Consider the following 23,938-nt stretch of genomic DNA (forward strand, 5'->3'; position numbering starts at 1 on the left):
CCCCGACCGGGACACCGGCCGGGGGCTGTCGTCATGTGCGGCCAACTCGGATCGATGTGTTCTCATCTCGGGCCCCGGTTGCTACGGTGCCCCAGCCCTGACGACCCATCAGTTTCGTGCTTCCGGGAGGCCGACCGACCATGCGTGCCCTCGTCGCCGCCGCCATCGGACTGGCCGCCGCCCTCGCCCTCGTCCTCACCATCAGCGCGATCGGCGCCCCGCCCGGCGAGACCTCGCCCAAACCCCTGCTGACCACCGTCCCGGGCCCCAAGCAGTAAGCCGTACGCACCGAGCACACCACCGCCCGCACCCGCGAGCAGAGGGAGGCACCCATGCGCCGCCGAGCCGGCCTCGTACTCCTGGCCTTCGCCGTGTTCTTCGCCGCGCTGTCACCACTGCTGCGCTGGTACGCCTTCCCCCGGCTGGCGAAGATCCCGCCGAACCAGTACCAGGAGACGGTGCTGGAGGCCAGGCCCGCCACCCTGCTCGACTACACCACCCTCAAGGCGAAGAAGGTCGACCGGATCACCATCGTGCAGACCCTCAAGGGCAATGTGGAGGCCTCCGAGAAGATCGAACGCAGCGCGGGACGCGACGTCGTCGTCTGGGACGCCCTCTCCTACGTGCAGGGCCCCGACGGCAAGATGGTCTCCAAGATCCCCGAGCGCTACATCTTCGACGCCCACAGCCAGGCCCCCGTCCACGCCACCGGCGAGATGGTCGACGGCGACCCGGTCCGCCGCGAGGGCATCGAGTTCAAATGGCCCTTCCTCACCGAGAAGCGCGACTACGAGTACTTCGACGCCCAGACCCGCACCAGCTCGCCCATCCACTACAAGGGCACCCGCAACTTCCGTGGCATGGAGGTCTACTACTTCGAGCAGACCATCCCCTGGACCAAGGTCCCCATGCCCAAGTCCATGCCCATCAAGGGCATCACCGCCGAACAGATCGCCAAGACCGGCGTCACCCGCTGGTACACCACCAAGCGCATGTTCTGGGTCGACCCGGTCACCGGCGCACCCGTCAACGGCGAGGAGGTGCACCGCGAGGAACTGCGCAACGCCAAGGCCATGGGCATGTCCGAGGACACCGTCACCGTCTTCGCCGGACATGTGAAGATGCGCGAGGACTACGTCGTCTCCATCGTCGACATGGTCAAGTCCCAGCGGGTCCTGGTCCTGCTGCTCACCTCGTACCTGCCCTGGGGCTTCCTCGCCCTCGGCGCCGTGCTGCTCGCCCTCGCGCTGTGGCTGGAGGCCCGCTCCCGCAGGCCCGGCGCGACGGCACCGGACCCCACGCCCGGACCCGGCACCGATCCCGCCCCTACCCCCGCCTGAGCCGCGCCGTGGTGAACCGGGTGGCCTCCACCGTCGTGGGGTCCTCCGGCCACGGATGCTTCGGATAGCGGCCGCGCAGTTCCGCCCGCACCGCCCGGTAGCCCTCGCGCCAGAACGACGCCAGATCCGCCGTCACCGCCGCCGGGCGGCCGGCGGGGGAGAGCAGGTGCACCAGGACCGGGACGCCCGCGACCCGGGGCGTCTCGCGGAGCCCGAACAGCTCCTGGAGCTTCACCGCGAGCACCGGCTGCGCCCCGCCGTACTCCACCCGGATCCGCGAACCGCTGGGCACCTCGATCCGCTCCGGTGCCAGCTCGTCCAGCCGTGCCGCCTCGCCCGTCGCCCACGGCAGCAGCCGGCGCAGCGCCTGGCCGGCGTCGATCCGGGCCAGGTCCGCCCGCCTCCGGGCCCGGGACAGCTCCGGCTCCAGCCAGCTCCCGGGGTCCGCCAGCAGCGCCTCGTCCGAGACGTCCGGCCAGGGACCGCCCAGTTCCCGGTGGAGGAAGGCCAGCCGCTCCCGCAACTGCTCCGCGTCCCGGGTCCAGCGCAGCAGCCCCGGCCCCTCGCGACGCACCCCCTCGACCAGCGCTTGGCGTACCAGGTCCGGATCCGGGTCCTTCAGCGGGCGCGCCGACAGCTCCACGGCCCCCAGCCGCTCCACCCGGCGGGCCACCACGTCCCGGCCGTCCCAGCGGACCTCCTCGCCCGCGAACCGCAGATGACCGGCGGCCAGCCGCGCCGTGTCCTCGTCCACGACGGCGGCCAGGGAGACCCGCGCCGACGCCGCGTGCGCCGGCCGGTCCGCGACCGCCACCGCCAGCCAGGGCGCGCTGCGCAGCGCGGAGCCGTCGCGCAGCTCCGCGCCGGTGCCCGAGGCCATCAGGAACGTGCCCTCGCCCCGGGCCCGCGCCACCCGCTCGGGAAACGCCAGGGCCGCCACCAGCCCGACCGCGGCGTCGTCCGGACCCGGACCGCCGGAATCCGCGAGCCGTCCGTCCGCCCCGCCCTCCAGCGCGGACGACAGCCGCCGCACCTCCTGGCGCCAGCGCGCCGCGTACCCGTCCCGGCCCCGGCGCGCGGTGCGCAGCGCCGCCGCCAGATCGTCGCCGTACTCCCTGGGAGGCTCCTCGCTCAGCAGCGCCACCACCTCGGCGGCCCGCCGCCCGCCGACCTCGGCCGCCCCGTCCAGCAGCGCCCTGGCCAGCCGGGGATGGAGGCCCAGCCGTGCCATCCGCGCGCCCCGCCCGGTCACCCGGCCGTCCGGGCCCACCGCGCCCACGGCCGTCAGCACCTCGCGGGCGGCGGCCAGCGCACCGGCCGGCGGCGCGTCCAGCAGCGCGAGACCCGAGGCGTCCGGATCGCCCCAGCAGGCCGCCTGGAGGGCGAACGCGGCCAGATCGGCCACCTTGATCTCGGGGGAGGGGTACGCGGCCAGCCGCCCGTCCTCGGCCTGCTCCCAGCAGCGGTACACCGTCCCCGGCGCCTCGCGGCCCGCCCGGCCCGCCCGTTGGCGGCCCGCCGCCTGCGAGGCCCGTACGGTCGTCAGCGCGCTCAGCCCGCGCGCGTGGTCCGTGCGCGGCTCCCGGGCGAGTCCCGAGTCCACCACGGTCCGCACTCCCGGCACGGTCAGCGAGGACTCCGCCACCGAGGTCGCCAGCACCACCCGGCGGCCCGTCGCCGAGCCCGCCAGGACGGCGTCCTGCACGGCGGCCGGGGCCCGTCCGTGGACCTGGAGCACCTCGGCCGCCACCCCGGACAGCTGCCCCGCCACCCGGCCGATCTCACCGACCCCGGGCAGGAAGCAGAGGACATCGCCGTCCCGCTCGGCCAGGGCCCGCCGCACCACGGACGCGACATGGCCCAGCAGCGCCGGATCGACCCGCATGCCGTGCGGCGGCCGCACCGGCCGCGCGGGCGGCGCCCACACCACCTCCACCGGATGCGAGACGCCCTCCGCCTCGACCACCGGGACATCACCGAGCAGCCGCGCCCAGCCCTCGGCGTCGGTCGTCGCGGACGCCGCCACCAGCCGCAGCTCGGGGCGGAGCGCCGCGCGCACGTCCAGCAGGAAGGCGGCCACGGTGTCCGCGTCGAGATGGCGCTCGTGGCACTCGTCGATGATCACCGTGTCGACGCCGGAGAGTTCCTGGTCGCGCTGGAGCCGCTGGAGGAGCACCCCGGTGGTGACCACCTCCACCACCGTCTCCGGGCCCACCGACCGCTCGCCGCGCACGGTGAAACCGACCCGCCGCCCGGTCGCCTCGCCGAGGAGCCACGCCATCCGCCGGGCCGCCGCGCGGGCGGCGATCCGGCGCGGTTCGGCCACCACGACCCGGCGCACCGGGCCCTCGCCGGTCAGTCCGGCCAGGACCAGCGGGACGAGGGTCGTCTTGCCGGTGCCGGGCGGGGCGCACAGCACCGCGGCACCGCGGTCGTCGAGCGCCCGCCGCAGCGCGGGCACGGCGGTACGGACGGGCAGCCGGTCCAGGGCGTCGGTACGGATCACGTCCCCAGTCTCGTACGGCGGGGTGCGAACCGTTCACCGCGGTCCGGCCGCTCAGTCCCGCACGCAGACGAAGATCGCGGTCCCCGGGATCAGATGGCCGCGCAGCGGGGACCAGCCGCCCCACTCCTGGCCGTTCCAGTCCGGCCACTCCGGCTCCACCAGGTCGGCCAGCCGGAAGCCGCCCGCCACCACGTCGCGCACCCGGTCGCCGAGGGTGCGGTGGTGCTCCACGTAGACCGCCTCGCCCCGCTCGTCCTGCTCGACGTACGGCGTGCGGTCGAAGTACGACGCGGCCACCGACAGGCCCTCGGGCCCCGGCTCGTCCGGGAAGGCCCAGCGGATCGGGTGGGTGACGGAGAAGACCCAGCGTCCGCCGGGGCGCAGCACCCGGTGGACCTCGCGGAACACCTGGACCGGATCGGCGACGAAGGGCACCGCGCCGTAGGCCGAGCAGGCCAGGTCGAAGGAGCCGTCGCGGAAGGGCAGCGCCCCGGCGTCCGCCTCGACCAGCGGCACGTCCCCGCCGATGCGCAGGGCGTGCTGGAGCTGGCGGTGGGAGAGGTCCAGGGCGACGGGCCTGGCGCCCTGCGCGGCCAGCCAGCGCGCGCACTGGGCGGCGCCCGCGCCGATCTCCAGGACGTCCAGGCCGCGCAGCGAGCCGGCCGGCCCGAGCAGGGCGGCGTCGGCCTCGTCGAGCCCTTCCGGACCCCAGACGAAGCGGTCGTCGCCGAGGAAGGCGCCGTGGTCGGTCTGGTACTCGTCCGCGTTCCGGTCCCACCAGCCGCGACTGGCCCGGCTGCTCTCGGCGGCCCCGGCGGTGCGGCGCGTCGCCTCGGGTTCGGCGGCGTAGATCTCTTGGCTCATCGTGTCCGTCGTTGTAGTTTGCCTTCACCCCGTCGTACGCGGTCCGTACCAAGGGGCCGTGAAGTGCGGAACCCGTGTGTCCGGACCTCGCCGGAGCCGATCTGGCCTCGGTGAACCCGAGTTGTGCCGGATATGGGGCCTTCCGTCGGTGGTGTCCGCCTTCGCGCATTGACCGTGCCCTGCTGCCCCCGTATGCTACAAGTTGCGCTGCGAGCCTGCGCTCCTCAGACCTAGCAGGCCGCGCTCGCGTCTGTTGTATGTCCCCTCGGTTCACGAGAGGCGCCTCCCGGGTCCGCGGGATCGGCGCTTCCAGGGCTGTCCGGCTATTGCAGAGGCGATACGGGTTCTCGGCGTAGCAGTACCTACGACTCACTGTCCGTACCGGAGCCCTTTCCCACATGACGAGCAGCACCGAGACCACCGCCACCACTCCGCAGGTTGCGGTCAACGACATCGGCGACGCGGACGCGTTCCTCGCGGCGATCGACGAGACGATCAAGTACTTCAACGACGGCGACATCGTTGACGGTGTCATCGTCAAGGTTGACCGGGACGAGGTTCTCCTCGACATCGGTTACAAGACCGAAGGTGTCATCCCGAGCCGCGAGCTCTCGATCAAGCACGACGTCGACCCGAACGAGGTCGTCAAGGTCGGCGACGAGATCGAGGCCCTGGTTCTCCAGAAGGAGGACAAGGAAGGCCGCCTGATCCTCTCGAAGAAGCGTGCTCAGTACGAGCGTGCCTGGGGCACCATCGAGAAGATCAAGGAAGAGGACGGCATCGTCACCGGTACCGTCATCGAGGTCGTCAAGGGTGGTCTCATCCTCGACATCGGCCTCCGTGGCTTCCTGCCGGCGTCGCTGGTCGAGATGCGCCGCGTCCGCGACCTCCAGCCGTACGTGGGCAAGGAGCTCGAAGCCAAGATCATCGAGCTGGACAAGAACCGCAACAACGTGGTCCTGTCCCGCCGTGCCTGGCTCGAGCAGACCCAGTCCGAGGTGCGCCAGACGTTCCTCACGACCCTGCAGAAGGGCCAGGTCCGCTCCGGCGTCGTCTCCTCGATCGTCAACTTCGGTGCGTTCGTGGACCTCGGCGGCGTCGACGGTCTCGTGCACGTCTCCGAGCTGTCCTGGAAGCACATCGACCACCCCTCCGAGGTTGTCGAGGTCGGCCAGGAAGTCACCGTCGAGGTCCTCGACGTGGACATGGACCGCGAGCGCGTGTCCCTGTCGCTCAAGGCGACGCAGGAAGACCCGTGGCAGCAGTTCGCCCGTACGCACCAGATCGGGCAGGTCGTTCCCGGTAAGGTCACCAAGCTCGTTCCGTTCGGTGCGTTCGTCCGCGTCGACGAGGGCATCGAGGGCCTGGTCCACATCTCCGAGCTGGCCGAGCGCCACGTGGAGATCCCGGAGCAGGTCGTCCAGGTCAACGACGAGATCTTCGTCAAGGTCATCGACATCGACCTGGAGCGCCGTCGCATCAGCCTCTCGCTGAAGCAGGCCAACGAGTCCTTCGGTGGCGACCCGGCCTCGGTCGAGTTCGACCCGACCCTGTACGGCATGGCCGCGTCCTACGACGACCAGGGCAACTACATCTACCCCGAGGGCTTCGACCCCGAGACCAACGACTGGCTCGAGGGCTTCGAGGCTCAGCGCGAGGTCTGGGAGACCCAGTACGCCGAGGCGCAGCAGCGCTTCGAGCAGCACCAGGCCCAGGTCATCAAGTCCCGCGAGGCCGACGAGGCCGCTGCCGCCGAGGGCGCTGCCGCCCCGGCCGGCGGTGGCACGCAGGCCGCCTCGGGTGGCAGCGGCGGCGGTTCGTACTCCTCGGAGTCGGCGGACAACTCCGGCGCCCTGGCGTCGGACGAGGCGCTCGCCGCCCTGCGCGAGAAGCTGGCGGGCGGCCAGAGCTGACGCTCTGACCCTCCGGCCGGTCTCCGGTCGCGGTAGGTAGTCGACGGGTGAGGCCCGCTCCCTCCGGGGAGCGGGCCTCACGCGCGTCCGGGGCCGGGGATCAGGGGGTGACGGCGATGTTGGTCAGTCCGTTGCCGCCGGTCACGGTGTTGCTCGCGTAGACCGTCGTGGGGCAGCTCGCGCCGTAGTTGGTGATGTTGAACGCGATCCGCTTGTCGCCCGTCGAGCCGGACAGGTCCGAGGTGTTGTTCCGGAAGACGGTCCCGCAGCCCCAGCCGCTCTGCTGGGTGTGGGTCTCGTAGCCGTTGTTGGTCGTACGGGTGCCGTGGTTGCCCTCGACGAGGACACCGTTGCCCTTCACATCGACCCAGGAGTCGTCGTAGTTGGCGCCGGTCAGACCGCTGCCGTCGAAGGTGTTGCCGATGACGCGGGCCCCGGTGGTGCCCTCCTTGATGTCGACGTTCTCGCCGCCGACCCCGGGCCCGATGACGTTGTCCAGGATCTGGACCCGGTCGCTGCGGTCGGTGAGGTCCCCGGCCGTGCCGACGTAGACGCCCTCGCCCATGCCGCGTCCGTTGTGCCCGGTGTCGTAGATCCGGGAGGCGCGGATGACGCCGTCGCTGCTGGAGGAGCGGAAGTGCACGCCCTCCATGTCGAGGTCGTGCACGGTCACGGAGTCGATGACCACGCCGTCGGCGCCGTCGGTCACGATGCCCTTCTGGCCGCCGGTGACCGTGACGCCCTTCACCGTCCAGTACGAGGCGCCGTTGAGATGCAGTCCGTAGCCGCCGCCGGCGGTGAGGACGGCCCCGGCCGAGCCGGTGAGGGTGATGCGGGCGGAGGCGGTGCCGGGGGTGTACGCCTTGAAGTTGCCGGTGTAGGTGCCGTCCGCGAGATGGATCGTGCCGCCCGGGGCGACCGAGGCGAGGGCCGCCTTGAGCTGGGAGGCGGTCGTCACCTCGATGACCGCGGCCGCGTTCGCCGGTGCGGCGGAGGCGAGGCCGGGGCCGGTGGCGGCGAGTGCGGCGGCGGCCAGGGCGGGGAGCAGCGTGCGGGTGCGCATGGGGGTGCCTTCCCGTGGGTGAGAGGGGCGTCCAGCAGGTTCTCGTACATGAATGTGGGGCGAGACTCTGAACTTCGCTGCCCAGTGACGGTAGGGACGGGGGGTGTTCATGTCAAGGTCTGGACCATTGCCCGGAACGCGGTGTGCGTGTCCAGGGTGCGAGGGCGGCCGCCGGACGAACGCCCTTCGGTACGCCGGGAGCTGACGCACACTTCGCATACGGGGCACTGCGCGCCCGGATGCGTGGGTACACGTGAGGGGAAGGGGCACGGAAGGGAATGCCCGCGCCCCTCGGGACGTTCTTCTTCAGGAACACAAGGAGGAGCGGTAACCGTGCCTGATCCGCAGAGTTTGTACGAATGGGAGCCGAAGGGCCTGGCTGTCGTCGACATGGCGCTCGCCCAGGAGTCGGCCGGCCTGGTCATGCTCTACCACTTCGAGGGGTACATCGACGCGGGCGAGACCGGTGAGCAGATCGTCGACGGGCTGATCGACTCGCTGCCCCACCAGGTCGTGGCCCGGTTCGACCACGACCGTCTCGTGGACTACCGCGCACGGCGCCCGCTGCTGACGTTCAAGCGCGACCGCTGGTCGGCGTACGAGACCCCGGTGCTGGAGGTCCGCGTGGTGCAGGACGCCACCGGCGCCCCCTTCCTGCTGCTGTCCGGTCCCGAGCCGGACGTCGAGTGGGAGCGGTTCGCCGCCGCCGTCGAGGAGATCGTGGAGCGGCTCGGTGTCCGGCTCTCGGTCACCGCGCACGGCATCCCGATGGGCGTCCCGCACACCCGCCCGGTCGGCATCACCCCGCACGGCAACCGCACCGATCTGATGCCCGGCCACCGCAGCCCCTTCGACGAGGCGCAGGTGCCCGGCTCCGCCGCCGCCCTCGTGGAGTACCGGCTGATGGAGGCCGGACACGATGTGCTCGGCGTCGCCGCCCATGTGCCGCACTACGTCGCCCGCTCGCCCTACCCCGACGCCGCGCTCACCGCGCTGGAGTCGATCACGGCGGCGACCGGCCTCGTCCTGCCGACCGTCGCCCACGCGCTGCGCACCGAGGCGCACCGCACCCAGACGGAGATCGCCCGCCAGGTCGACCAGGGCGACGAGGAACTGGTCGCGCTCGTCGAGGGCCTTGAGCACCAGTACGACGCGGTCGCCGGTTCCGAGACACGCGGAAACCTGGTCGCCGAGCCCGTGGACCTGCCCTCCGCCGACGAGATCGGCCTCGAATTCGAGCGGTTCCTCGCCGAGCGCGAGGGGGACGGCTGACGGCCGCCGGTCCCCGGCCCGGTGCCACCCCCTAAGCTGCCGCTCATGCTGAAAGTGGGCCTGACCGGCGGTATCGGCGCCGGCAAGAGTGAAGTGTCCCGGCTGCTGGCCGGTTACGGGGCCGTGCTGATCGACGCGGACCGGATCGCCCGCGAGGTCGTGGAGCCCGGGACCCCCGGGCTCGCCGCCGTCGTCGAGGAGTTCGGCACCGGGGTCCTCGCCCCCGACGGGACCCTGGACCGGCCCGGACTCGGGGCGATCGTCTTCGCCGACCCCGCGCGCCTGGCCGCGCTCAACGCGATCGTCCACCCGCTGGTGGGCGCCCGCTCCGCCGAGTTGGAGGCGGCCGCCGATCCCGGCGCGGTCGTCGTCCACGACGTGCCCCTGCTCACCGAGAACGGCCTCGCCCCGCTGTACGACCTGGTCGTCGTGGTCGACGCCTCGCCGGAGACCCAGCTCGACCGGCTGGTCCGGCTGCGCGGCATGACCGAGCAGGAGGCACGGGCCCGGATGGCCGCCCAGGCCACCCGGGAGCAGCGCCGGGCCGTCGCCGATCTGGTCATCGACAACGACGGGCCCATCGAGGCGTTGGAGCCCCGGGTCCGCGAGGTCTGGACGGAGCTGACCCGCCGGGCCGGGGCCACCGGCTGAGCGGTCCGGGCCGTTCGGCCGGCCGCCCCGGAATACCGTCCGCCGGGGCGGCGTTCACCGGTCGGCGGGGACGTGCGCCCCGCGGTGGCCGAGGAAGGAAGCGACTGTGCCCGAACGGAACCCGGAAACCCATGTCATCGACTTCCGCGCGGCCGAGCACCTGCTGGCAGCGCGCGACCCCCGGGGCGCGGTGCGGCTGCTCGACTCGGTGATCGCCCACCACCCGGAGAACACCGCCGCCCGGCTGCTGCGCGCCCGCGCCTTCTTCGCGGCCGCGCAACTGCGCCCGGCGGAGCTGGAGTTCGAGCTGGTGCTGGAGCGGGAGCCGGACAACGCCTTCGCGCACTTCGCGCTGGCCCGCACCTTCGAGCGCTCCGGGCAGTCCGAGCGGGCCAGGCGCCATTTCCGGCTCGCGGCGGCGCTGGACCCGAACCCGGAGTATCTGCGGGCGGCCCGTTTCGACCCGGAGGACTGAGAGCCCGGAGCGCTGAGCGCCCGGAGGACCGAGAGTCCGGAGGGCCGAACCCGGGCGCTCAGCGCCCTTACGGCTGCCGCCTCCCCGCCTCCCGCGTCCGCCCGTCGCCGTGGTCGGGCTCGTACGGCGGGACCGTACGGCCCGGCTGGTAGTGCGCCCCCTGGTGCAGACGGTGGACGACCACGGCCAGATCCACCAGGACCAGGACGAGCAGGACCCCGCAGGCCGCGGCCCAGCCGGGCCGGCCGGTCACGGCGAACGCCGTCACACCGAAGACCGCCCAGGCCAGGCCCCATAGACTCAGCCAGAGCCGCATCCGCAGAGGACTGCGGGCGGTCGTCGGTTCATTACCGGTACGCATGGCTCCCTCGCCTCTCCTACCAGCATGGACCCACGACGCCACCGATGCGGCGTTCCGACGGGAGAGAGTGGGGCGGGGCCGTGGACGGCACAGCGTGGGGGAACACCGAAGGCCGCCGGGCGAGGATCCGCGGCTGTCTGCTGGGCGGGGCGATCGGGGACGCGCTGGGCAATCCGGTGGAGTTCCTGTCCCTGGCCGGCATCCGCCGGGCGCACGGCGAGGAGGGCGTACGGGGGCTCACCCCCGACGAGGACGGGGTCACCGGCCGGATCACGGACGACACCCAGATGACCCTCTTCACCGCGGAGGGCCTGATCCGGGCGCACGTCCGCGCGCGGACCAAGGGCATCGGCGGCGCCGAGACCACGGTCCTCAGGAACGCCTACCTGCGCTGGCTGGACACCCAGAACCACCCCGCGCCGCCCGTCCGGGGCGGCGACGACGAGATCCGCACCGGCCGGCTGCGCCACGAGTCCTGGCTGTACGCCCGTCGCGCCCCGGGGAACGCCTGCCTCACCGGTCTCGCCTCCGGGCACGTCCCCGACCCCGCCGCCCCCGTCGGCGCACGCGGACCGGTCAACAGCGAATCCAAGGGCTGCGGCACCGTGATGCGCTCCGCGCCCTTCGGACTGACCGGGCAGGACGCGGCGGAGGCCTTCGCCCTGGCCGCCTGCTGCGCGCAGCTCACCCACGGCCACCCCACCGGGGCCCACGCCGCCGGGGCGCTGGCGGCGGTCACCGCCCATCTGCTGGAGGGCGACTCGCTGCCCGGAGCCGTGCTGCGGGCGATGGACCTGCTGGCCCGCCACCCCGGGCACGAGGAGACGACGGCGGCGCTGCGGGCCGCCGTGGACCTGGCCGGGCAAGGCGCACCGAGCGCCGAGAAGGTCGAGACCCTGGGGGCCGGCTGGGTCGCCGAGGAGGCCCTGGCCATCGCCGTCTACTGCGCGCTCGTCCTGCCCCGCCCCGAGCAGACCGGTCAGGCGCTGCTGCTGTCGGTGAACCACTCGGGCGACAGCGACTCCACCGGCGCGGTCTGCGGCAACCTCCTCGGCGCCCGGCACGGCGAGGAGCATCTGCCGCCCTCCTGGCTGGTGCGTACCGAAGGGCGGGCGGTGATCGCCGAGGTGGCCGACGACCTGGCGCTGGAGTTCACGCATCCGGTCGACTGGCCGCGGGGGCGCTACCCGGGCTGCTGAGACGGCCGGGGGCCGGTGACCGTCCCGGTCACCGGCCCCGCCGCTCGCCCGGTCAGGCGGTCAGCATCTTGTCCCGCAGCTTCTGCACCGTCGCCGCGTCGAGCTTCAGCCCGTCGCGCACATAGGTGTCGAAGTCGCCGTAGATGTGGTCGACCTCGTCGAACGCCGCGCGCAGCCAGCTGAGTTCGACGGCCTTCGGATCGCCCGTGTACTGGTTGCTGGCCAGGAAGTCCGCCTCGACGGTGGCGCGCGGAACGCCGAGCAGGGTGAGCAGGACGGCGGTGCCCCAGCCGGTGCGGTCCTTGCCGGCGCTGCAGTGGAAGACCGTGGACCCCGAGGAGTTGTTCGCGACGGCGGTCACCAGATCCCGGAAGGCGTAGTCCGCGCCCACGAAGTTGACCATGAACGGGTAGCCGATGGACTGACCCAGATCGGAGGAGCCGGAGAAGAGACCGGCGGCGAGGGCCTCGGCCAGCGTCATCAGCGCCGAGTCGTGGAAGCGGATGCCGTGGCTCAGCGAGACGACGTCGGCGACCTGGTACGTCACACCGGCCGGCAGCCGGTCCGGGGCGTCGAGGCGCTCCTGGATGTTGCGCAGGTCGATGTCGAGCGTGAGGCGCTGGGAGACGAGCCGCTGCTGTTCGCCGTCGGTGAGCTTGTTCAGCTTGTTGGAGCGGTAGACCAGCCCGGGGCGCACCCAGCGCCCGTCCGTGGTGCGGTAGCCGCCGATGTCGCGGAAGTTGCGCGCGGACTCCAGGCCGAGCGAGCGGTCGGCGACGACCAGCGGAGTGCCGCCGTCCGGGACCAGCCGGAAGTACCAGCGCCCCGCCTCGGGCAGCGTTCCGGCCGGAACGGTCAGCGAGCCGGTGCCGGGAGCCGTGCCGAGGGCGACGCCCGTGGTGGCGTCCGGCGCGGTGACGGCGGTGACGGTCACCGAGGCGGCCGGGGAGGCCCAGGACAGCGTGTGACCGCCGTCGGCCGCGCGCACGGCGGTGGCGGAGGTGAACGGGACGGCGGCCTGGGCGGTGGCGGCGGCCGCGGGCGGTGCGGCGAACGCCGAGGGGGTCAGGGCCGTACCGGCGAGAAGGGCGGCCGCGAGGGCGGCTCCGGCGATGCGGTGCGTACGCATGGTGCTCCTTGTCAGGTCCCTGTGGGGCGGGGGAGGCGTCAGGAGGTCGGGGTGGCGGTGCACGGGGTGGTGCCGCAGACATTGATGACACGGCCGGTGGTCAGGAAGGTGGCCTTCTGCTGTCGTGCGGCGGGCGAGTTGCGGGGGTCCTCGTGCGGGTCGTGCCCGTACGCGGGCCCGGTGGGCGGGGTGTTGGTGAGCGGGGGCGTCGGGGTGCCGCTGTCCCAGACCGTCATGGCCGAGCCCCGGTGGGGCAGCCGGTCCGCGTCGATCCGGGGGATGCCCCAGTACGGGACGGTGTCCGGACTCCGCCCCGGGGCGAGCGCGGGGGACACCAGCCGGGCGCCGATGGTGCGCGCCTCCACGTCCGCCGCGGCGTTCGCGACCTGGTGGTCCCCGTACGCGATGTGCATCAGCACCTGGTGGCGGTCGGTGAGATGGTTCGCGTACGCGTTCGTCTCACCGCGGTCCCACACCATCTGGAACAGCTGGAGGACGAGCTGCTGGCGCAGCTTGTCCGGGTAGGCCACGTCCAGGACCTGCTGGAACGGCGCGAAGTCGGCGCTGCGGTTGAGCAGCAGCCCGTAGTTCATCGCCGTGACGCCCAGCACCCCGCGCCGGATGTCCGGCGAGGCGGCCACCAGGGCGCCGCCCAGGATGCCGCCCTGGCTGTTCCCGTCGTACGCGAGACCGTGCCGGACGTCCAGGAGCGGGCGGCCGTCGGCCGTGCGGAACGCCGGGTCGGCGCTGAGTCCCCGGGGGTGGATCAGGGCGCGGCCGAGGAACAGGGCGTTGAGCATGCCCTGTTCGCTGCGTTCGGGGACCGCCGGGAAGAGGCTCGGATCGGCGAGCGCGGCGACGACGACGGGGATGTCGTCCTTGGCCATGCCGATCCAGTCGGTCGCGCAGAAGGTGAAGCCGTGCTCGGCGGCCATGTCCTTGACGTTGCCCGCGCCCACCTCGTTGCGGGAGCCCAGCAGCCCGTGCCCGTAGAGCGAGGGACGGGACGGGGTGCGGAAGGCCGAGCGCGGGATCTCGCAGCGGAACCCGGCGGTCTGGGTGGAGAGCGGCAGCCGGCGCGGTACGCCGGAGCCGTCGCGGTTCAGCACCGAGCCGGGCGGGCCGCCGGGCAGCGAGAGATAGCCGGGCACGGTGATCCGCCCGGTGACCTCGCGCCCGATCCTGGCGTCCTGGGCCTCGGTGAAGTCGGTGACGCCGGTGACGGCGAAACCGGGGGAGCGGTCGCCGAGGCGGCGGAACGCGTCGTCGCGGATCGTGAACAGGTCACCGGTCAGACTCCGGGTGGAGGCGACGGTGAAGTCCCAGGCCAGCTGGAGCCCTTCCCCGCTCACCCCCGCCCCGCGCAGCGCCCTGAGGGCCGGGGCGAGCGCGTCCTGCCGGGCGCGCAGCGGATGGTGCGCGGGCAGCCGCTTCCCGGCCACCGACGCGAACGCCCCGGGTACGGGCAGGAGCCGGCCCGCGCCGTCCTTGAGCCCGCGCAGCGCCACGGCGTAGTGGTGCCCGTCGAGGAAGTTGCGCGCCGGGTGGATCAGCAGCGCGCGCCGCGCCGGATCGGTGGCGTTGGAGTCGGGCTCCGCCCAGTACGGCCACCGGGTGCCGGTGGTGGTGTCCAGCAGGACGACCGGGGCGTCCCGGTCGAGGGAGCGCCCGATGTCGGTGAGGGGCGCCGCACCGGTCGTCTCCGTGTCGAGCCCCGGCACCTGGGCGATGAGCGTGGAGCCCGGCGAGAAGCCGTCGCTCCGGTTCCATGCCGTGGGGTCGACGGGGAGCCCGGTCACCGGGCGGGGCAGCACGGCGGTGTCGAAGGCCACCCGGCGGCCCGTGTCGGTGCGGGGGTCCGGCCGGGTGTACCAGTCGTTGGGGAACGGCAGCAGACACTCCTCGGGTGCCAGCGGGTCGCAGCCCCGCGCCGGAGAGGGGGCCGCCGGGGCCGCGTGGGCGGGCGGGGCGAGGAGCGCGGCGGCGCCGAGCGCCGCCGCGAGCAGTCCGTGGAGCATCCGCTGCCGCACGGGTCAGCTCCCCTGGAGGTGCGCGCCGATGATCCGCGCGTAGGCGGCCTCACCCTGCTTGTTCGGGTGCAGCGGCGCGGCCAGCGCGGTCGGGACGTAGCCCTCCAGCCACCGGTCGGCGGGCGCCTGGCAGGCGTCGTGGCCCTTGCTGGGCGTGGCCACGTCGATGTACTCGGCGCCGTGCGCGGCGCTCTGCTCGGCGATCACCGCGTTCATCCGGTCGACGCTGCCCTGGAGGTAGTCGGCGTCCACCGGGAGCACCGGTTGCAACGGCCAGCAGCCGCCCGGCTTGATGTAGAGGCCGTAGCCCGTGACGAGGACCCGGGCCTGCGGCGAACGCTGGTGGATGCCGTCCAGTACGGCTCCGAGGCGCGGCCCGAACTCGGCGATGCGCTGGGCGACCTGGTCGACGCCGCCCTCAGTCAGCTTGTCCTTGCAGGGGGTGGCGGTGGGGTCGAGCTGCATGCAGTCCTGGGCGATGCCGACCAGCCCGGCGTCGTTCCCGCCGATCGTCAGGGTCACCAGATCGGTGTCCGCGCGCAGCGCGTCGAACTGGGGCGGCGCCGAACCCATCGGGATGTCCAGCAGGGAGAGCGACTGCTTCTCCGTCATGTGCTTGGACTTGGCCCCGCTGCAGGTGACGTCGCGCAGCGACGCCCCGATGCTCGCGGCCAGTTCGTGCGCGTAGTTGTGCGTGGAGCGTCCGCAGGCGACCGGGCCCGTGATGTCGGGGATCAGCGGGCCCGAGGCCATCGAGTCGCCGAGCGCGACATAGGACACGGCGTCGTCGGTGGCCGCCGAGGCCCCCGGCGCCCCGGTGCCGACCGCCAGTCCGGCCAGGGCCGCCGCCGCCACCGAGAGTCGTGCGCCACGACTTCTGACGATCCGACAGAGTGCTTTGCTGTACGACTGGTTCACGGCGTCCTCCGGTGTGGGGCGGGCGGGGCATGGCGTGTGTCGCCGGTCATCATGCAGACTCGAACGCCGTCGTTTAACTGGTGGGTAACGCAGACTTCCACGGGGGCTTTTGTGACGCGTGACAAAGAGCGGTCCTCCTGTGCGGACGGGGCCGGGGCCCGGCGGGGCGCGGAGCCGCGGCCGCTGCGCATCGGCGGACACCGGGTGGCCGGCCGGCTGCGGGCCCGGGTCCCCGCCCTGACCTCCCGGGTCGTCGCCCGGCTCCTGAGCGATCTGCCGGTCTACGCGGAACTGCCCCACGAGGAGATCGCGGGCGACATCGCGGACATCGTCCAGCACAATCTGCGGCTCTTCGCGGACGTCGTCGAGCAGCGCAGACCGGCCACCGACGCCGAACTGGCCCAGCAGCGCGACTCCTCCGCCCAGCGTGCCGAGGAGGGCGTGCCGCTGGACGCCATCCTCACCGCGTACCAGGTGGGGATCGCCATGTGCTGGGAGGAGACCGCGCGGGACGCGGGCCCCGGCGACCTCCCCGCCGTGCTGGAGATCATGGACCGCATCATGGTCCTCCAGCAGCAGCTGACCTCCGCCGTGAGCGGCGCGTACCTGGAGGCCCGGCAGATCCTGGACAGTCAGGAGCACGGCGGACGGCACGCCCTGATGGCCGCCCTCCTGGCGGGTGAGGACCTGGACCGCTTCACCCGGCGCACCGGACTGCGGCCCGCCGCCCGCTATCTGACGATGACGCTCGCCCTGGACCCGCACGACGACGAGCGCGGGCAGCCGCCCGGGTCCGGGGCCGATGTGGCGGCCCGGCGCAAGATCCGGCGCATCCGCACCGCGCTGGACCGGTTCTGCGGCGTCCCGGCGCTGACCGCGCTCGACGCGGGCGGCGGCACCGTGCTGCTGCCGGTGGCCGAGCCGCCGCCCTGGAACGGGCCGGGCGGGCTGTGCGAACTGGTCGAGGAGGCCGCCCTCGCGGCCGGGGTGCCCGTCACCGCGGCGGCGGAGACCGTCGAGCCCGGGGCGGTGCCGGCGGCCGTGGCCCGCAACGCGGAGATCGTCGGACTGGTCGCCCGCACCGGACGGCCGGCGGGCCTCTACCGGCTCGACGACGTCCTGCTGGAGTACCAGCTGAGCCGGCCCAGCGAGGCCCTCGACGGACTGGCCAGACTGCTCTCCCCGCTGGAGGCCAAACCCGAGCTGCTGCACACCCTGGAGACGTATCTCGCCCACGGCCTGGACCGCAGGGCCGCCGCTGCCGCCCTGCACGTCCACCCCAACACGGTGGACTACCGGATCCGCCGCATCAACGGACTGACCGGCCTCTCCCCGGCCCGGCCCGCAGACCTCCAGCACCTCAACGCGGCCCTCGTCGCCCGCCGTTCCGTGTAGCCCGCGGCGGAACTCCTCCTTCGGGGGAAGCGGCCCGGGGGAGGGAACGCCGTCGGTCGACCGTTCGTTCGGCCGGGTATGAGCGGACGACTGGTACGTGAGGGATATTCAGGGACGGGCCCCGGCGACATCACCCCGGACGGCTGCGCCGTCGAGCTGTACGCGCGCCTGGCCGTCGGTGACGAACCCGACGTCGTCGCCGCGGCGGTCCCGCCCGGCGCGCGCATCCTCGAACTGGGCTGCGGAGCGGGCCGGGTCACCCATCCCCTCCTCGCCCGGGGCTTCGACGTCACCGCGGTGGACGAGTCGGCGGGAATGCTGGAGCGGGTGCGCGGGGCGCGGACGGTGTGCGGCCCCATCGAATCCCTCGACCTCGGCGACGAGACCTTCGACGTGGTGATGCTGGCCTCGTTCCTGGTCCACGCGGGCGACCCCCGCGTCCGGGACGGGCTGCTGCGCACCTGCCGCAGATATGTGCGCGAGGGCGGAGTGGTCCTGCTCCAGCGCGAGGGCGAGGACTACCACGCGGACCTGCCGCGCGAGCGGGTCCACCCCGCCGGGTACACCGTCCGGATCGTCTCCTCGGAGCCGGTCGGCGACGGCGTGCGCTCGGTGCGCGCGGAGTACGACTTCGACGACGCCCGGTGGACCCAGACCTTCCTCGCGCGCCCTCTGACGCGGGAGGAGTTCGAGGGCCATCTGGAGACGGCCGGTCTGCGGGTGGACCGCTATCTCACGGACGACGGGGTGTGGGTGCGCGCCCTGCCCGTGTGACGCCGGACCGGGACCCGCCGTGCGGCGGGCCCCGGGGACGTCTGCCGTTCCTCGGTCAGTGGACGGTGCTGAAGCTGCGCCAGGGCATCTGGCTCGGCGGGTTCACGTCGGAGAACGTGGTGGCGAGATAGGTCGTGCCCGGCCCGGTGCAGTCCCGGGTGCGGTACAGGATGATGTCGATCAGCGTGCCGTTGGAGACCTCCTTGGCACCCGGCAGGAGCCGGTGGCAGCCCTTCACGGACGGGCTGTTCACCTGGATCACGGCATCCCGTTCCGTCGTGTAGGTGACCGGGCCGACCGCGGTCCGGCCGAGGCCCGAGCAGCCCGCGACGGTGAGGGTGAGGAGCACGGCCTGGGCGGCGACGCCGAGACGGCGGCGGTGGTCGATCACGGGCATGGGCGGGTCCTCGTCTGTCTCGTCCGGCTCATCCGTACGCACTCCGTCACGCCTCCCCGTGGGCCACGGCGGGACGTGCTGACGCTGGTCACCCTGCCCGCTGCCGACGGGCCCGGCATCCGGGAGGCCGCCGGGCGGGGGACGGCGGGACGGGCAGCCGTTCGCCCGGTGTCCGAATGGGGCATACCGTGGTATTAGGCCCGAGAGGGCGTGAGGCGTACGTTCCGGTACCTCCGGTGTGCCGGTTCCTCCGGCTGGCAGGGGGCCGTCATGGTCCAGGTGCTCCTGATCGCGGTGATCGCGGCCATCGCGGCGGTCGCCGTGTACACGGCTGCGGCGGCGCGCGTCGTCAAGCAGTACGAACGAGGCGTGGTGCTCCGGCTGGGGCGGCTCCGCGACGATGTGCGCGGCCCCGGGTTCACCATGCTGGTCCCCGGCATCGACCGGCTCCGCAAGGTCAACATGCAGATCGTCACCATGCCGGTGCCGGCCCAGGACGGCATCACCCGGGACAACGTCACCGTGCGCGTGGACGCGGTCATCTACTTCAAGGTGGTCGACCCGGCGAGCGCGGTCGTCGCGGTGGAGGACTACCGGTTCGCCGTCTCGCAGATGGCCCAGACCTCGCTGCGTTCCATCATCGGCAAGAGCGATCTGGACGATCTGCTCTCCAACCGCGAGAAGCTCAACCAGGGCCTGGAGCTGATGATCGACTCCCCGGCCGTCGGCTGGGGCGTGCAGATCGACCGGGTCGAGATCAAGGACGTCTCGCTGCCGGAGACCATGAAGCGCTCCATGGCGCGGCAGGCCGAGGCGGACCGTGAACGGCGGGCCCGGGTCATCAACGCCGACGCGGAACTCCAGGCGTCCAGGAAGCTGGCGGAGGCGGCGTCCGAGATGTCCGAGCAGCCGGCGGCCCTCCAGCTGAGGCTGCTGCAGACCGTGGTGGCGGTGGCGGCGGAGAAGAACTCCACGCTGGTGCTGCCGTTCCCGGTGGAGCTGCTGCGCTTCCTGGAACGGGCCCAGCAGGCGCAGACCCCGCAGCCGGCCGCCTCGCCGGAGAAGCCGCCCGCGCCCCGTCCGGGCCCCCGCGCCTCCGCGGGGTCCCCGAACCCCAGGGTGCACCTGAAGCCCCGCGGGACCGCGGGGAGGTCGAACCGCGCGGGGACCGTGGCGCCGAAGCCCTCGCCCCCGCTCGTCCGCCACTGACACGGTCCGGGCCCCGCCCCGAGAACCCGGCCGCCGCCGGCCCCGTACGAGCTGCGGGTCCGGCGGCGGCCGGACCGTTGTCGGACCCCCCGCCTAGACTCGCCAGTCGGAGTGTTTCCGAGGACGTCCGCGCTGACCAGGCACGGAGAACAGGACGCACGGGCCCGGCGGGCCCGACCGGGACCGGAGGGAGACAGGGTGGACACCGCACCGTCGTCGCGGGACGCGGCCGTCGGCCGGCTGCTGCGCCGCGCCGCCGTCTTCCTGCCCGACCCGCTGCCGCGGCGGGGCGTGATCGCGTTCTGGGACCCCGAGGGAGACGCGCCGGTGGACCCGGACGGCATCTGGGGAGCGCGCGCCGACGAGGCGGCCGAGCCGGCTGAGGCCGACGGATCGGGCGTCCGCGTCGCCGGCATCACGGTCGTCCGCCGCCCGGACGGTGGAGGCGGCCCGCGCACGGACAGCGTCCCCGCCGTGCTCGTGCCCGTCGCCGAGGCCCTGCCCCTGCTGGTCCGCGCCCGCCATCTGCGCTCCGCCCACCCGGCCGCCCGCTGCTGGGGCGCCGCCGCGCTCCACGCGCTCCATCTGGTCTCCCGGGGCAGGCTGCTCCCCGGACTGACGGCCGACGACCACGACGCCTGGCGGGCCGGACCGCGCGACGCCGAGGACGTCGCCCATCTGCGCGCCGTCGCGGCGGCCCTGCCCCCCGAGGGCCACGCCGTGCCCGTCCCCGGCCGCTCCCCGCTCCGCCTCCCCGACCCCGAAGCCCTGGTCTCCGCCTTCCTCGACGCGGTCGCCGACACCCTGCCCCGCACCCCCGCCGCCGCGTTCGCCATGGGTGCCCCCTTCGCCGCCCGCGACGGCCGGCAGCTGCCCGGCGCCCGGGAATGGGCCGTGGAGGTCGCCTCCGGGCTCGACGCGGGCGTGCGGGTGTCCCTGCGCCTGGACCTCTCGGCCTACGAACTCTTCGACACCACCCGGGCCCACGGGGGCGACGCACCGGAGGCCACCGAAGCCGGGGCCCCTCCCGCCCGGCACGCCGGGGCGGCCGTCGCCCAGGTGCACAGCCTCGCCGACCCCACCTATGTCGTCGACGCCGCGGCCCTGTGGAACGGCACCGCGGGCGAGCCCTTCGGCCCCCGGTCCCGGATCGACGCCGTTCTCGCGCTGCGCCGCGCCGCCCGCGTCTGGCCCCCGCTGGAACGACTGCTGGAGCAGCCCGTCCCCGATGTGCTGGCCCTCGCCGAGGACGAGCTCCAGGACCTGCTGGGCACGGCCGGCGCGCGGCTCGCGGCGGCCGGGGTCAGCGTGCACTGGCCCAGGGAGCTGGCCCGTTCCCTCACCGCGGCGGCCGTCGTGCGCCCCGCACCCGGAACCGCCACCGACGGCACCGCCTTCTTCGACGCCGATCAGCTCTTCTCCTTCGACTGGCAGCTCTCCCTCGGGGACCAGAAGCTCACCGAGGCGGAGATGGACGTGCTCGCCGAGGCCCACCGCCCCGTCGTGCGGCTGCGGGACCAGTGGGTCGTCGTCGACCCCGCGCTCGTCCGCAAGGCGCGCAAACGGGAGCTGGGCCTGCTCGACCCGGTGGACGCCCTCGCCGTCGCCCTGACCGGCACCGCCGAGGTGGACGGGGAGCAGGTCGAGGCCGTCCCCGTCGGCGCCCTGGCCGAGCTGCGCGCCCGGATCACCGACGACGCCGCCGCGATCGCGCCCCCGCCCGGCCTGGACGCCACCCTCCGCGACTACCAGCTGCGCGGACTGGCCTGGCTGGACCGGATGACCTCGCTCGGCCTCGGCGGCTGCCTCGCCGACGACATGGGCCTCGGCAAGACGATCACCCTCATCGCCCTCCACCTCCACCGCGCCCACCCCGCGCCCACCCTGGTCGTCTGCCCCGCCTCCCTGCTGGGCAACTGGCACCGGGAGATCAACCGCTTCGCCCCCGGCGTCCCCGTCCGCCGCTTCCACGGCACCGGCCGCACCCTCGCCGACCCCGACAGCGGCTTCGTCCTCACCACGTACGGCACGATGCGTTCCAGCGCCGCCGAGCTGGCCGCCCACCGCTGGGGGCTGATCGTCGCCGACGAGGCCCAGCACGTGAAGAACCCGCACTCCTCCACCGCCAAGGCGCTGCGCACCATCCCGTCCCCGGCGCGCGTGGCCCTCACCGGCACCCCCGTCGAGAACAACCTCTCCGAGCTGTGGGCCCTCCTCGACTGGACCACCCCCGGGCTCCTCGGCCCCCTCAAGGCCTTCCGGGCCCGCCACGCCCGCGCCGCGGAGAACACCGGCACCGCCGCCGGCCTCGCCAACGACGAAGCGGTCGAACGGCTCTCCCGGCTGGTCCGCCCCTTCCTGCTGCGCCGCCGGAAGTCCGACCCCGGCATCGCCCCGGAGCTGCCGCCCAAGACCGAGACCGACCACCCGGTCTTCCTCACCCGGGAACAGGCCACGCTCTACGAGGCCACGGTCCGCGAGACCATGGCCTACATCGAGGCGTCCGAGGGCATCGCCCGGCGCGGCCTGATCATGAAGCTGCTCGCCTCGCTCAAGCAGATCTGCAACCACCCCGCGCAGTATCTGAAGGAGGAGCCGGCCCGCCTCCACGGGCGCTCCGGAAAGCTCGCCCTCCTCGACGAACTCCTCGACACGATCCTCGCCGAGGACGGCTCGGTGCTCGTCTTCACCCAGTACGTGACGATGGCCCGGCTGCTCTCCGCCCATCTCACCGCCCGCGCGATCCCCTCCCAGCTGCTGCACGGGGGGACACCGGTGGCCGAGCGGGAGCGGATGGTGGACCGCTTCCAGGCGGGCGAGGTCCCCGTCTTCCTGCTCTCTCTCAAGGCCGCCGGCACCGGCCTCAACCTCACCCGTGCCTCCCATGTCGTCCACTACGACCGCTGGTGGAACCCGGCCGTGGAGGAGCAGGCCACCGACCGGGCCTACCGCATCGGCCAGACCCAGCCCGTCCAGGTGCACCGGCTGATCGCCGAGGGCACCGTCGAGGACCGCATCGGGGAGATGCTGCTCGCCAAACGGGCCCTCGCCGATGCCGTGCTCGGCCACGGGGAGGCCGCCCTGACCGAGCTGAGCGACCGCGACCTGGCCGACCTCGTCTCCCTCCGGAGGCCGTCATGAGTCCCCGCCCGCCCGCCGTCCGCCCCCGGCCGGGCCCCGACGACCTGCGGCGCACCTTCGAGGCCGTGCCCGCCCGCACCACCGGGGACGACGAGCCGTTCGCGGACAGCTGGTGGGGCCGGGCCTGGGTGACGGCCCTGGAATCCCGCTCGACGGACGGCCCGAGGCTGGCCCGTGGGCGGGCGTACGCGGACAGCGGGAACGTCGCCGCGATCACCGTCACCCCGGGCCGCGTCGTGGCGTACGTGCACGGCAGCCGCCCCCGCCCCTACCGCGCCGAGCTGCGGCTGCGCACCCTCGGCGACCCCGACTGGGAGACCTTCCTCGGCGCGGTGGCCGAGCGCCCCGGGCACCTGGCCGCCCTGCTCGCCAAGGAGATGCCGCACTCCCTGGCGGACACGGCCGCCGCCCAGGGCATCGCGCTGCTCCCCGCGGCCGACGATCTGGACCCCACCTGCACCTGCCCCGACCGCGGCCGGCCCTGCAAGCACGTGGCGGCCCTCTGCTACCAGACGGCCCGGCTCCTGGACGCCGACCCGTTCGTCCTGCTGCTGCTCCGCGGCCGGGGCGAGCGCGAACTGCTGGCGGACCTGGGCCACCGCAACGCGGCACACTCCGCGCGCGAGCGGCCCGCCGCGCCCGCCACCCCCTCCGTGTCCGCGGACGAGGCCTACGCCGACCGCTTCCTGCCGCCGCTGCCCGCGCCCTTTCCGGTGGACCCGCATCCGGGCCGCCCGCCCGCCTATCCGGAGCTGCCGGGCGCGCGGGACCCCCTCGGACTCGACCAGCTGGCCACCGACGCCGCCGAGCGGGCCCACGCCCTGCTCACCACCGGCACCGACCCGGTGGCCGGGCTCACCGCCTGGCAGGACGCCGTCCGGCAGGCGGCGGCCCGTCCCACGGCCGGACTCACCGCCACCACCCGCGCCCTCTACCGGGAGCTGGCCTTCGCGACCGGCCGCACCACCACCGATCTGGCCCGCGCCGTCGCCGCCTGGCGCCAGGGCGGACCCGCGGGGCTGGCCGTCCTGGAAACGCCCTGGGACCCCCCGGCCGGTCCCTTCGACCGGGCCCGCCCCGCCCTCGCGGCGGCCGGCTGGCCCCGCTTCCAGCCGTGGCACAACCACCTCACCCACCCCGGCGGCACCCTCCAGCTGCGCTTCGGCCACGACGGCCGGTGGTACGGCTACGAGTCCGAACCGGGCGCGGACGCATGGTGGCCCAGGGCCGCCCCGGCCGCCGATCCGGTGGGCGCGCTCCTGGAGCTGACCGGCGCCGGCTGACCCGGGCCGGCCGTGCGC

General features: G+C 73.8%; 20 protein-coding genes. 12 read left to right on the plus strand and 8 right to left on the minus strand.

Going from position 1 to position 23,938, the window contains the following annotated elements; translation table 11 throughout:
• Positions 1 to 140 precede the first annotated feature (140 nt).
• Positions 141 to 278, plus strand: a complete 138-nt coding sequence (locus tag ACFVDM_RS24265) for an SPW_0924 family protein (protein ID WP_383643764.1) — start codon at positions 141 to 143, stop codon at positions 276 to 278.
• Positions 279 to 332: 54 nt separating this feature from the next.
• On the plus strand, positions 333 to 1,340 hold the full coding sequence (locus ACFVDM_RS24270; protein ID WP_383643766.1) for a DUF3068 domain-containing protein: 1,008 nt from the start codon (positions 333 to 335) through the stop codon (positions 1,338 to 1,340).
• Here the strand turns inward: ACFVDM_RS24270 and hrpB are convergent.
• Together hrpB and ACFVDM_RS24280 are read right to left on the minus strand one after the other, a co-directional pair.
• On the minus strand, positions 1,327 to 3,846 hold the full coding sequence (gene hrpB, locus ACFVDM_RS24275; protein WP_383643769.1) for an ATP-dependent helicase HrpB: 2,520 nt from the start codon (positions 3,844 to 3,846) through the stop codon (positions 1,327 to 1,329). The two genes, ACFVDM_RS24270 and hrpB, sit on opposite strands and share 14 nt — an antisense overlap.
• Before the next feature lie 51 nt (positions 3,847 to 3,897).
• Entirely contained in the window at positions 3,898 to 4,710 is an 813-nt protein-coding gene (locus ACFVDM_RS24280; protein WP_383643772.1) for a class I SAM-dependent methyltransferase, read from the minus strand.
• Between the two features lie 398 nt (positions 4,711 to 5,108).
• Here ACFVDM_RS24280 and rpsA point away from each other — a divergent pair, with 398 nt between their 5' ends.
• Positions 5,109 to 6,623: a 30S ribosomal protein S1 gene (gene rpsA / locus ACFVDM_RS24285; protein ID WP_383643775.1), complete on the plus strand. Its 1,515-nt coding sequence runs from the start codon at positions 5,109 to 5,111 to the stop codon at positions 6,621 to 6,623.
• A gap of 100 nt (positions 6,624 to 6,723) precedes the next feature.
• Here rpsA and ACFVDM_RS24290 read toward each other — a convergent pair whose 3' ends face one another.
• Positions 6,724 to 7,686, minus strand: coding sequence for a right-handed parallel beta-helix repeat-containing protein (locus ACFVDM_RS24290; protein WP_383643778.1), 963 nt, complete (start codon positions 7,684 to 7,686; stop codon positions 6,724 to 6,726).
• A gap of 333 nt (positions 7,687 to 8,019) precedes the next feature.
• On the opposite strand from ACFVDM_RS24290, the gene ACFVDM_RS24295 reads away from it, so the two are divergent.
• From ACFVDM_RS24295 to ACFVDM_RS24305, 3 genes are all read left to right on the plus strand, one after another.
• The gene (locus tag ACFVDM_RS24295) at positions 8,020 to 8,958 is read left to right on the plus strand and encodes a PAC2 family protein (protein ID WP_383643781.1); all 939 of its coding nucleotides are present in this window, start codon (positions 8,020 to 8,022) and stop codon (positions 8,956 to 8,958) included.
• Positions 8,959 to 9,003: 45 nt separating this feature from the next.
• Positions 9,004 to 9,609: a dephospho-CoA kinase gene (gene coaE, locus ACFVDM_RS24300; RefSeq protein WP_383643784.1), complete on the plus strand. Its 606-nt coding sequence runs from the start codon at positions 9,004 to 9,006 to the stop codon at positions 9,607 to 9,609.
• Positions 9,610 to 9,715: 106 nt separating this feature from the next.
• The gene (locus tag ACFVDM_RS24305; protein ID WP_383643787.1) at positions 9,716 to 10,084 is read left to right on the plus strand and encodes a tetratricopeptide repeat protein; all 369 of its coding nucleotides are present in this window, start codon (positions 9,716 to 9,718) and stop codon (positions 10,082 to 10,084) included.
• Between the two features lie 67 nt (positions 10,085 to 10,151).
• On the opposite strand, the gene ACFVDM_RS24310 is transcribed toward ACFVDM_RS24305, so the two are convergent.
• Entirely contained in the window at positions 10,152 to 10,445 is a 294-nt protein-coding gene (locus tag ACFVDM_RS24310; protein ID WP_383643790.1) for a DUF6343 family protein, read from the minus strand.
• A 44-nt stretch (positions 10,446 to 10,489) separates the two neighbouring features.
• Here ACFVDM_RS24310 and ACFVDM_RS24315 point away from each other — a divergent pair, with 44 nt between their 5' ends.
• Positions 10,490 to 11,644: an ADP-ribosylglycohydrolase family protein gene (locus ACFVDM_RS24315; RefSeq protein WP_383643793.1), complete on the plus strand. Its 1,155-nt coding sequence runs from the start codon at positions 10,490 to 10,492 to the stop codon at positions 11,642 to 11,644.
• 52 nt (positions 11,645 to 11,696) lie between these two features.
• On the opposite strand, the gene ACFVDM_RS24320 is transcribed toward ACFVDM_RS24315, so the two are convergent.
• Genes ACFVDM_RS24320 through ACFVDM_RS24330 form a run of 3 tightly spaced genes read right to left on the minus strand, consistent with a single transcriptional unit; the run spans position 11,697 to position 15,721 of the window.
• Complete coding sequence (locus tag ACFVDM_RS24320; RefSeq protein WP_383643795.1) at positions 11,697 to 12,773, minus strand: tyrosine-protein phosphatase; 1,077 nt, start codon at positions 12,771 to 12,773, stop codon at positions 11,697 to 11,699.
• 38 nt (positions 12,774 to 12,811) lie between these two features.
• On the minus strand, positions 12,812 to 14,803 hold the full coding sequence (locus ACFVDM_RS24325) for a hypothetical protein (protein WP_383643798.1): 1,992 nt from the start codon (positions 14,801 to 14,803) through the stop codon (positions 12,812 to 12,814).
• Positions 14,804 to 14,806: 3 nt separating this feature from the next.
• Positions 14,807 to 15,721: an SGNH/GDSL hydrolase family protein gene (locus tag ACFVDM_RS24330; protein ID WP_383643801.1), complete on the minus strand. Its 915-nt coding sequence runs from the start codon at positions 15,719 to 15,721 to the stop codon at positions 14,807 to 14,809.
• A gap of 204 nt (positions 15,722 to 15,925) precedes the next feature.
• Between ACFVDM_RS24330 and ACFVDM_RS24335 the strand changes: the two genes are divergently transcribed.
• Positions 15,926 to 17,116 carry a PucR family transcriptional regulator gene (locus ACFVDM_RS24335; RefSeq protein WP_383643971.1) on the plus strand — a complete coding sequence of 397 codons (1,191 nt, stop codon included), beginning with the start codon at positions 15,926 to 15,928 and terminating at the stop codon, positions 17,114 to 17,116.
• Positions 17,117 to 17,194: 78 nt separating this feature from the next.
• Positions 17,195 to 17,890 carry a class I SAM-dependent methyltransferase gene (locus tag ACFVDM_RS24340; RefSeq protein ID WP_383643804.1) on the plus strand — a complete coding sequence of 232 codons (696 nt, stop codon included), beginning with the start codon at positions 17,195 to 17,197 and terminating at the stop codon, positions 17,888 to 17,890.
• 55 nt (positions 17,891 to 17,945) lie between these two features.
• Here ACFVDM_RS24340 and ACFVDM_RS24345 read toward each other — a convergent pair whose 3' ends face one another.
• Positions 17,946 to 18,287: a hypothetical protein gene (locus ACFVDM_RS24345; RefSeq protein ID WP_383643807.1), complete on the minus strand. Its 342-nt coding sequence runs from the start codon at positions 18,285 to 18,287 to the stop codon at positions 17,946 to 17,948.
• Between the two features lie 270 nt (positions 18,288 to 18,557).
• Between ACFVDM_RS24345 and ACFVDM_RS24350 the strand changes: the two genes are divergently transcribed.
• The 3 genes from ACFVDM_RS24350 to ACFVDM_RS24360 all read left to right on the plus strand — a co-directional run bounded on the left by ACFVDM_RS24350 (position 18,558) and on the right by ACFVDM_RS24360 (position 23,920).
• Entirely contained in the window at positions 18,558 to 19,496 is a 939-nt protein-coding gene (locus tag ACFVDM_RS24350; protein ID WP_383643810.1) for a slipin family protein, read from the plus strand.
• Positions 19,497 to 19,694: 198 nt separating this feature from the next.
• Positions 19,695 to 22,637: a DEAD/DEAH box helicase gene (locus ACFVDM_RS24355; protein WP_383643813.1), complete on the plus strand. Its 2,943-nt coding sequence runs from the start codon at positions 19,695 to 19,697 to the stop codon at positions 22,635 to 22,637.
• Positions 22,634 to 23,920, plus strand: a complete 1,287-nt coding sequence (locus ACFVDM_RS24360; RefSeq protein WP_383643817.1) for an SWIM zinc finger family protein — start codon at positions 22,634 to 22,636, stop codon at positions 23,918 to 23,920. Before ACFVDM_RS24355 ends, ACFVDM_RS24360 begins: the two co-directional genes overlap by 4 nt.
• Positions 23,921 to 23,938: the final 18 nt, after the last annotated feature.

This window comes from Streptomyces sp. NPDC057682 (genome assembly GCF_042799575.1).
GTDB lineage: Bacteria > Actinomycetota > Actinomycetes > Streptomycetales > Streptomycetaceae > Streptomyces.

Bases quoted from the DNA above. Each gene is read 5' to 3' on its own strand.
- ACFVDM_RS24265 (WP_383643764.1), top strand. From the start codon at position 141: ATGCGTGCCCTCGTCGCCGCCGCCATCGGACTGGCCGCCGCCCTCGCC.
- ACFVDM_RS24270 (WP_383643766.1), top strand. From the start codon at position 333: ATGCGCCGCCGAGCCGGCCTCGTACTCCTGGCCTTCGCCGTGTTCTTC.
- ACFVDM_RS24280 (WP_383643772.1), bottom strand. From the start codon at position 4,710: ATGAGCCAAGAGATCTACGCCGCCGAACCCGAGGCGACGCGCCGCACC.
- rpsA (WP_383643775.1), top strand. From the start codon at position 5,109: ATGACGAGCAGCACCGAGACCACCGCCACCACTCCGCAGGTTGCGGTC.
- ACFVDM_RS24290 (WP_383643778.1), bottom strand. From the start codon at position 7,686: ATGCGCACCCGCACGCTGCTCCCCGCCCTGGCCGCCGCCGCACTCGCC.
- coaE (WP_383643784.1), top strand. From the start codon at position 9,004: ATGCTGAAAGTGGGCCTGACCGGCGGTATCGGCGCCGGCAAGAGTGAA.
- ACFVDM_RS24310 (WP_383643790.1), bottom strand. From the start codon at position 10,445: ATGCGTACCGGTAATGAACCGACGACCGCCCGCAGTCCTCTGCGGATG.
- ACFVDM_RS24315 (WP_383643793.1), top strand. From the start codon at position 10,490: ATGCGGCGTTCCGACGGGAGAGAGTGGGGCGGGGCCGTGGACGGCACA.
- ACFVDM_RS24320 (WP_383643795.1), bottom strand. From the start codon at position 12,773: ATGCGTACGCACCGCATCGCCGGAGCCGCCCTCGCGGCCGCCCTTCTC.
- ACFVDM_RS24340 (WP_383643804.1), top strand. From the start codon at position 17,195: ATGAGCGGACGACTGGTACGTGAGGGATATTCAGGGACGGGCCCCGGC.
- ACFVDM_RS24345 (WP_383643807.1), bottom strand. From the start codon at position 18,287: ATGCCCGTGATCGACCACCGCCGCCGTCTCGGCGTCGCCGCCCAGGCC.
- ACFVDM_RS24350 (WP_383643810.1), top strand. From the start codon at position 18,558: ATGGTCCAGGTGCTCCTGATCGCGGTGATCGCGGCCATCGCGGCGGTC.
- ACFVDM_RS24360 (WP_383643817.1), top strand. From the start codon at position 22,634: ATGAGTCCCCGCCCGCCCGCCGTCCGCCCCCGGCCGGGCCCCGACGAC.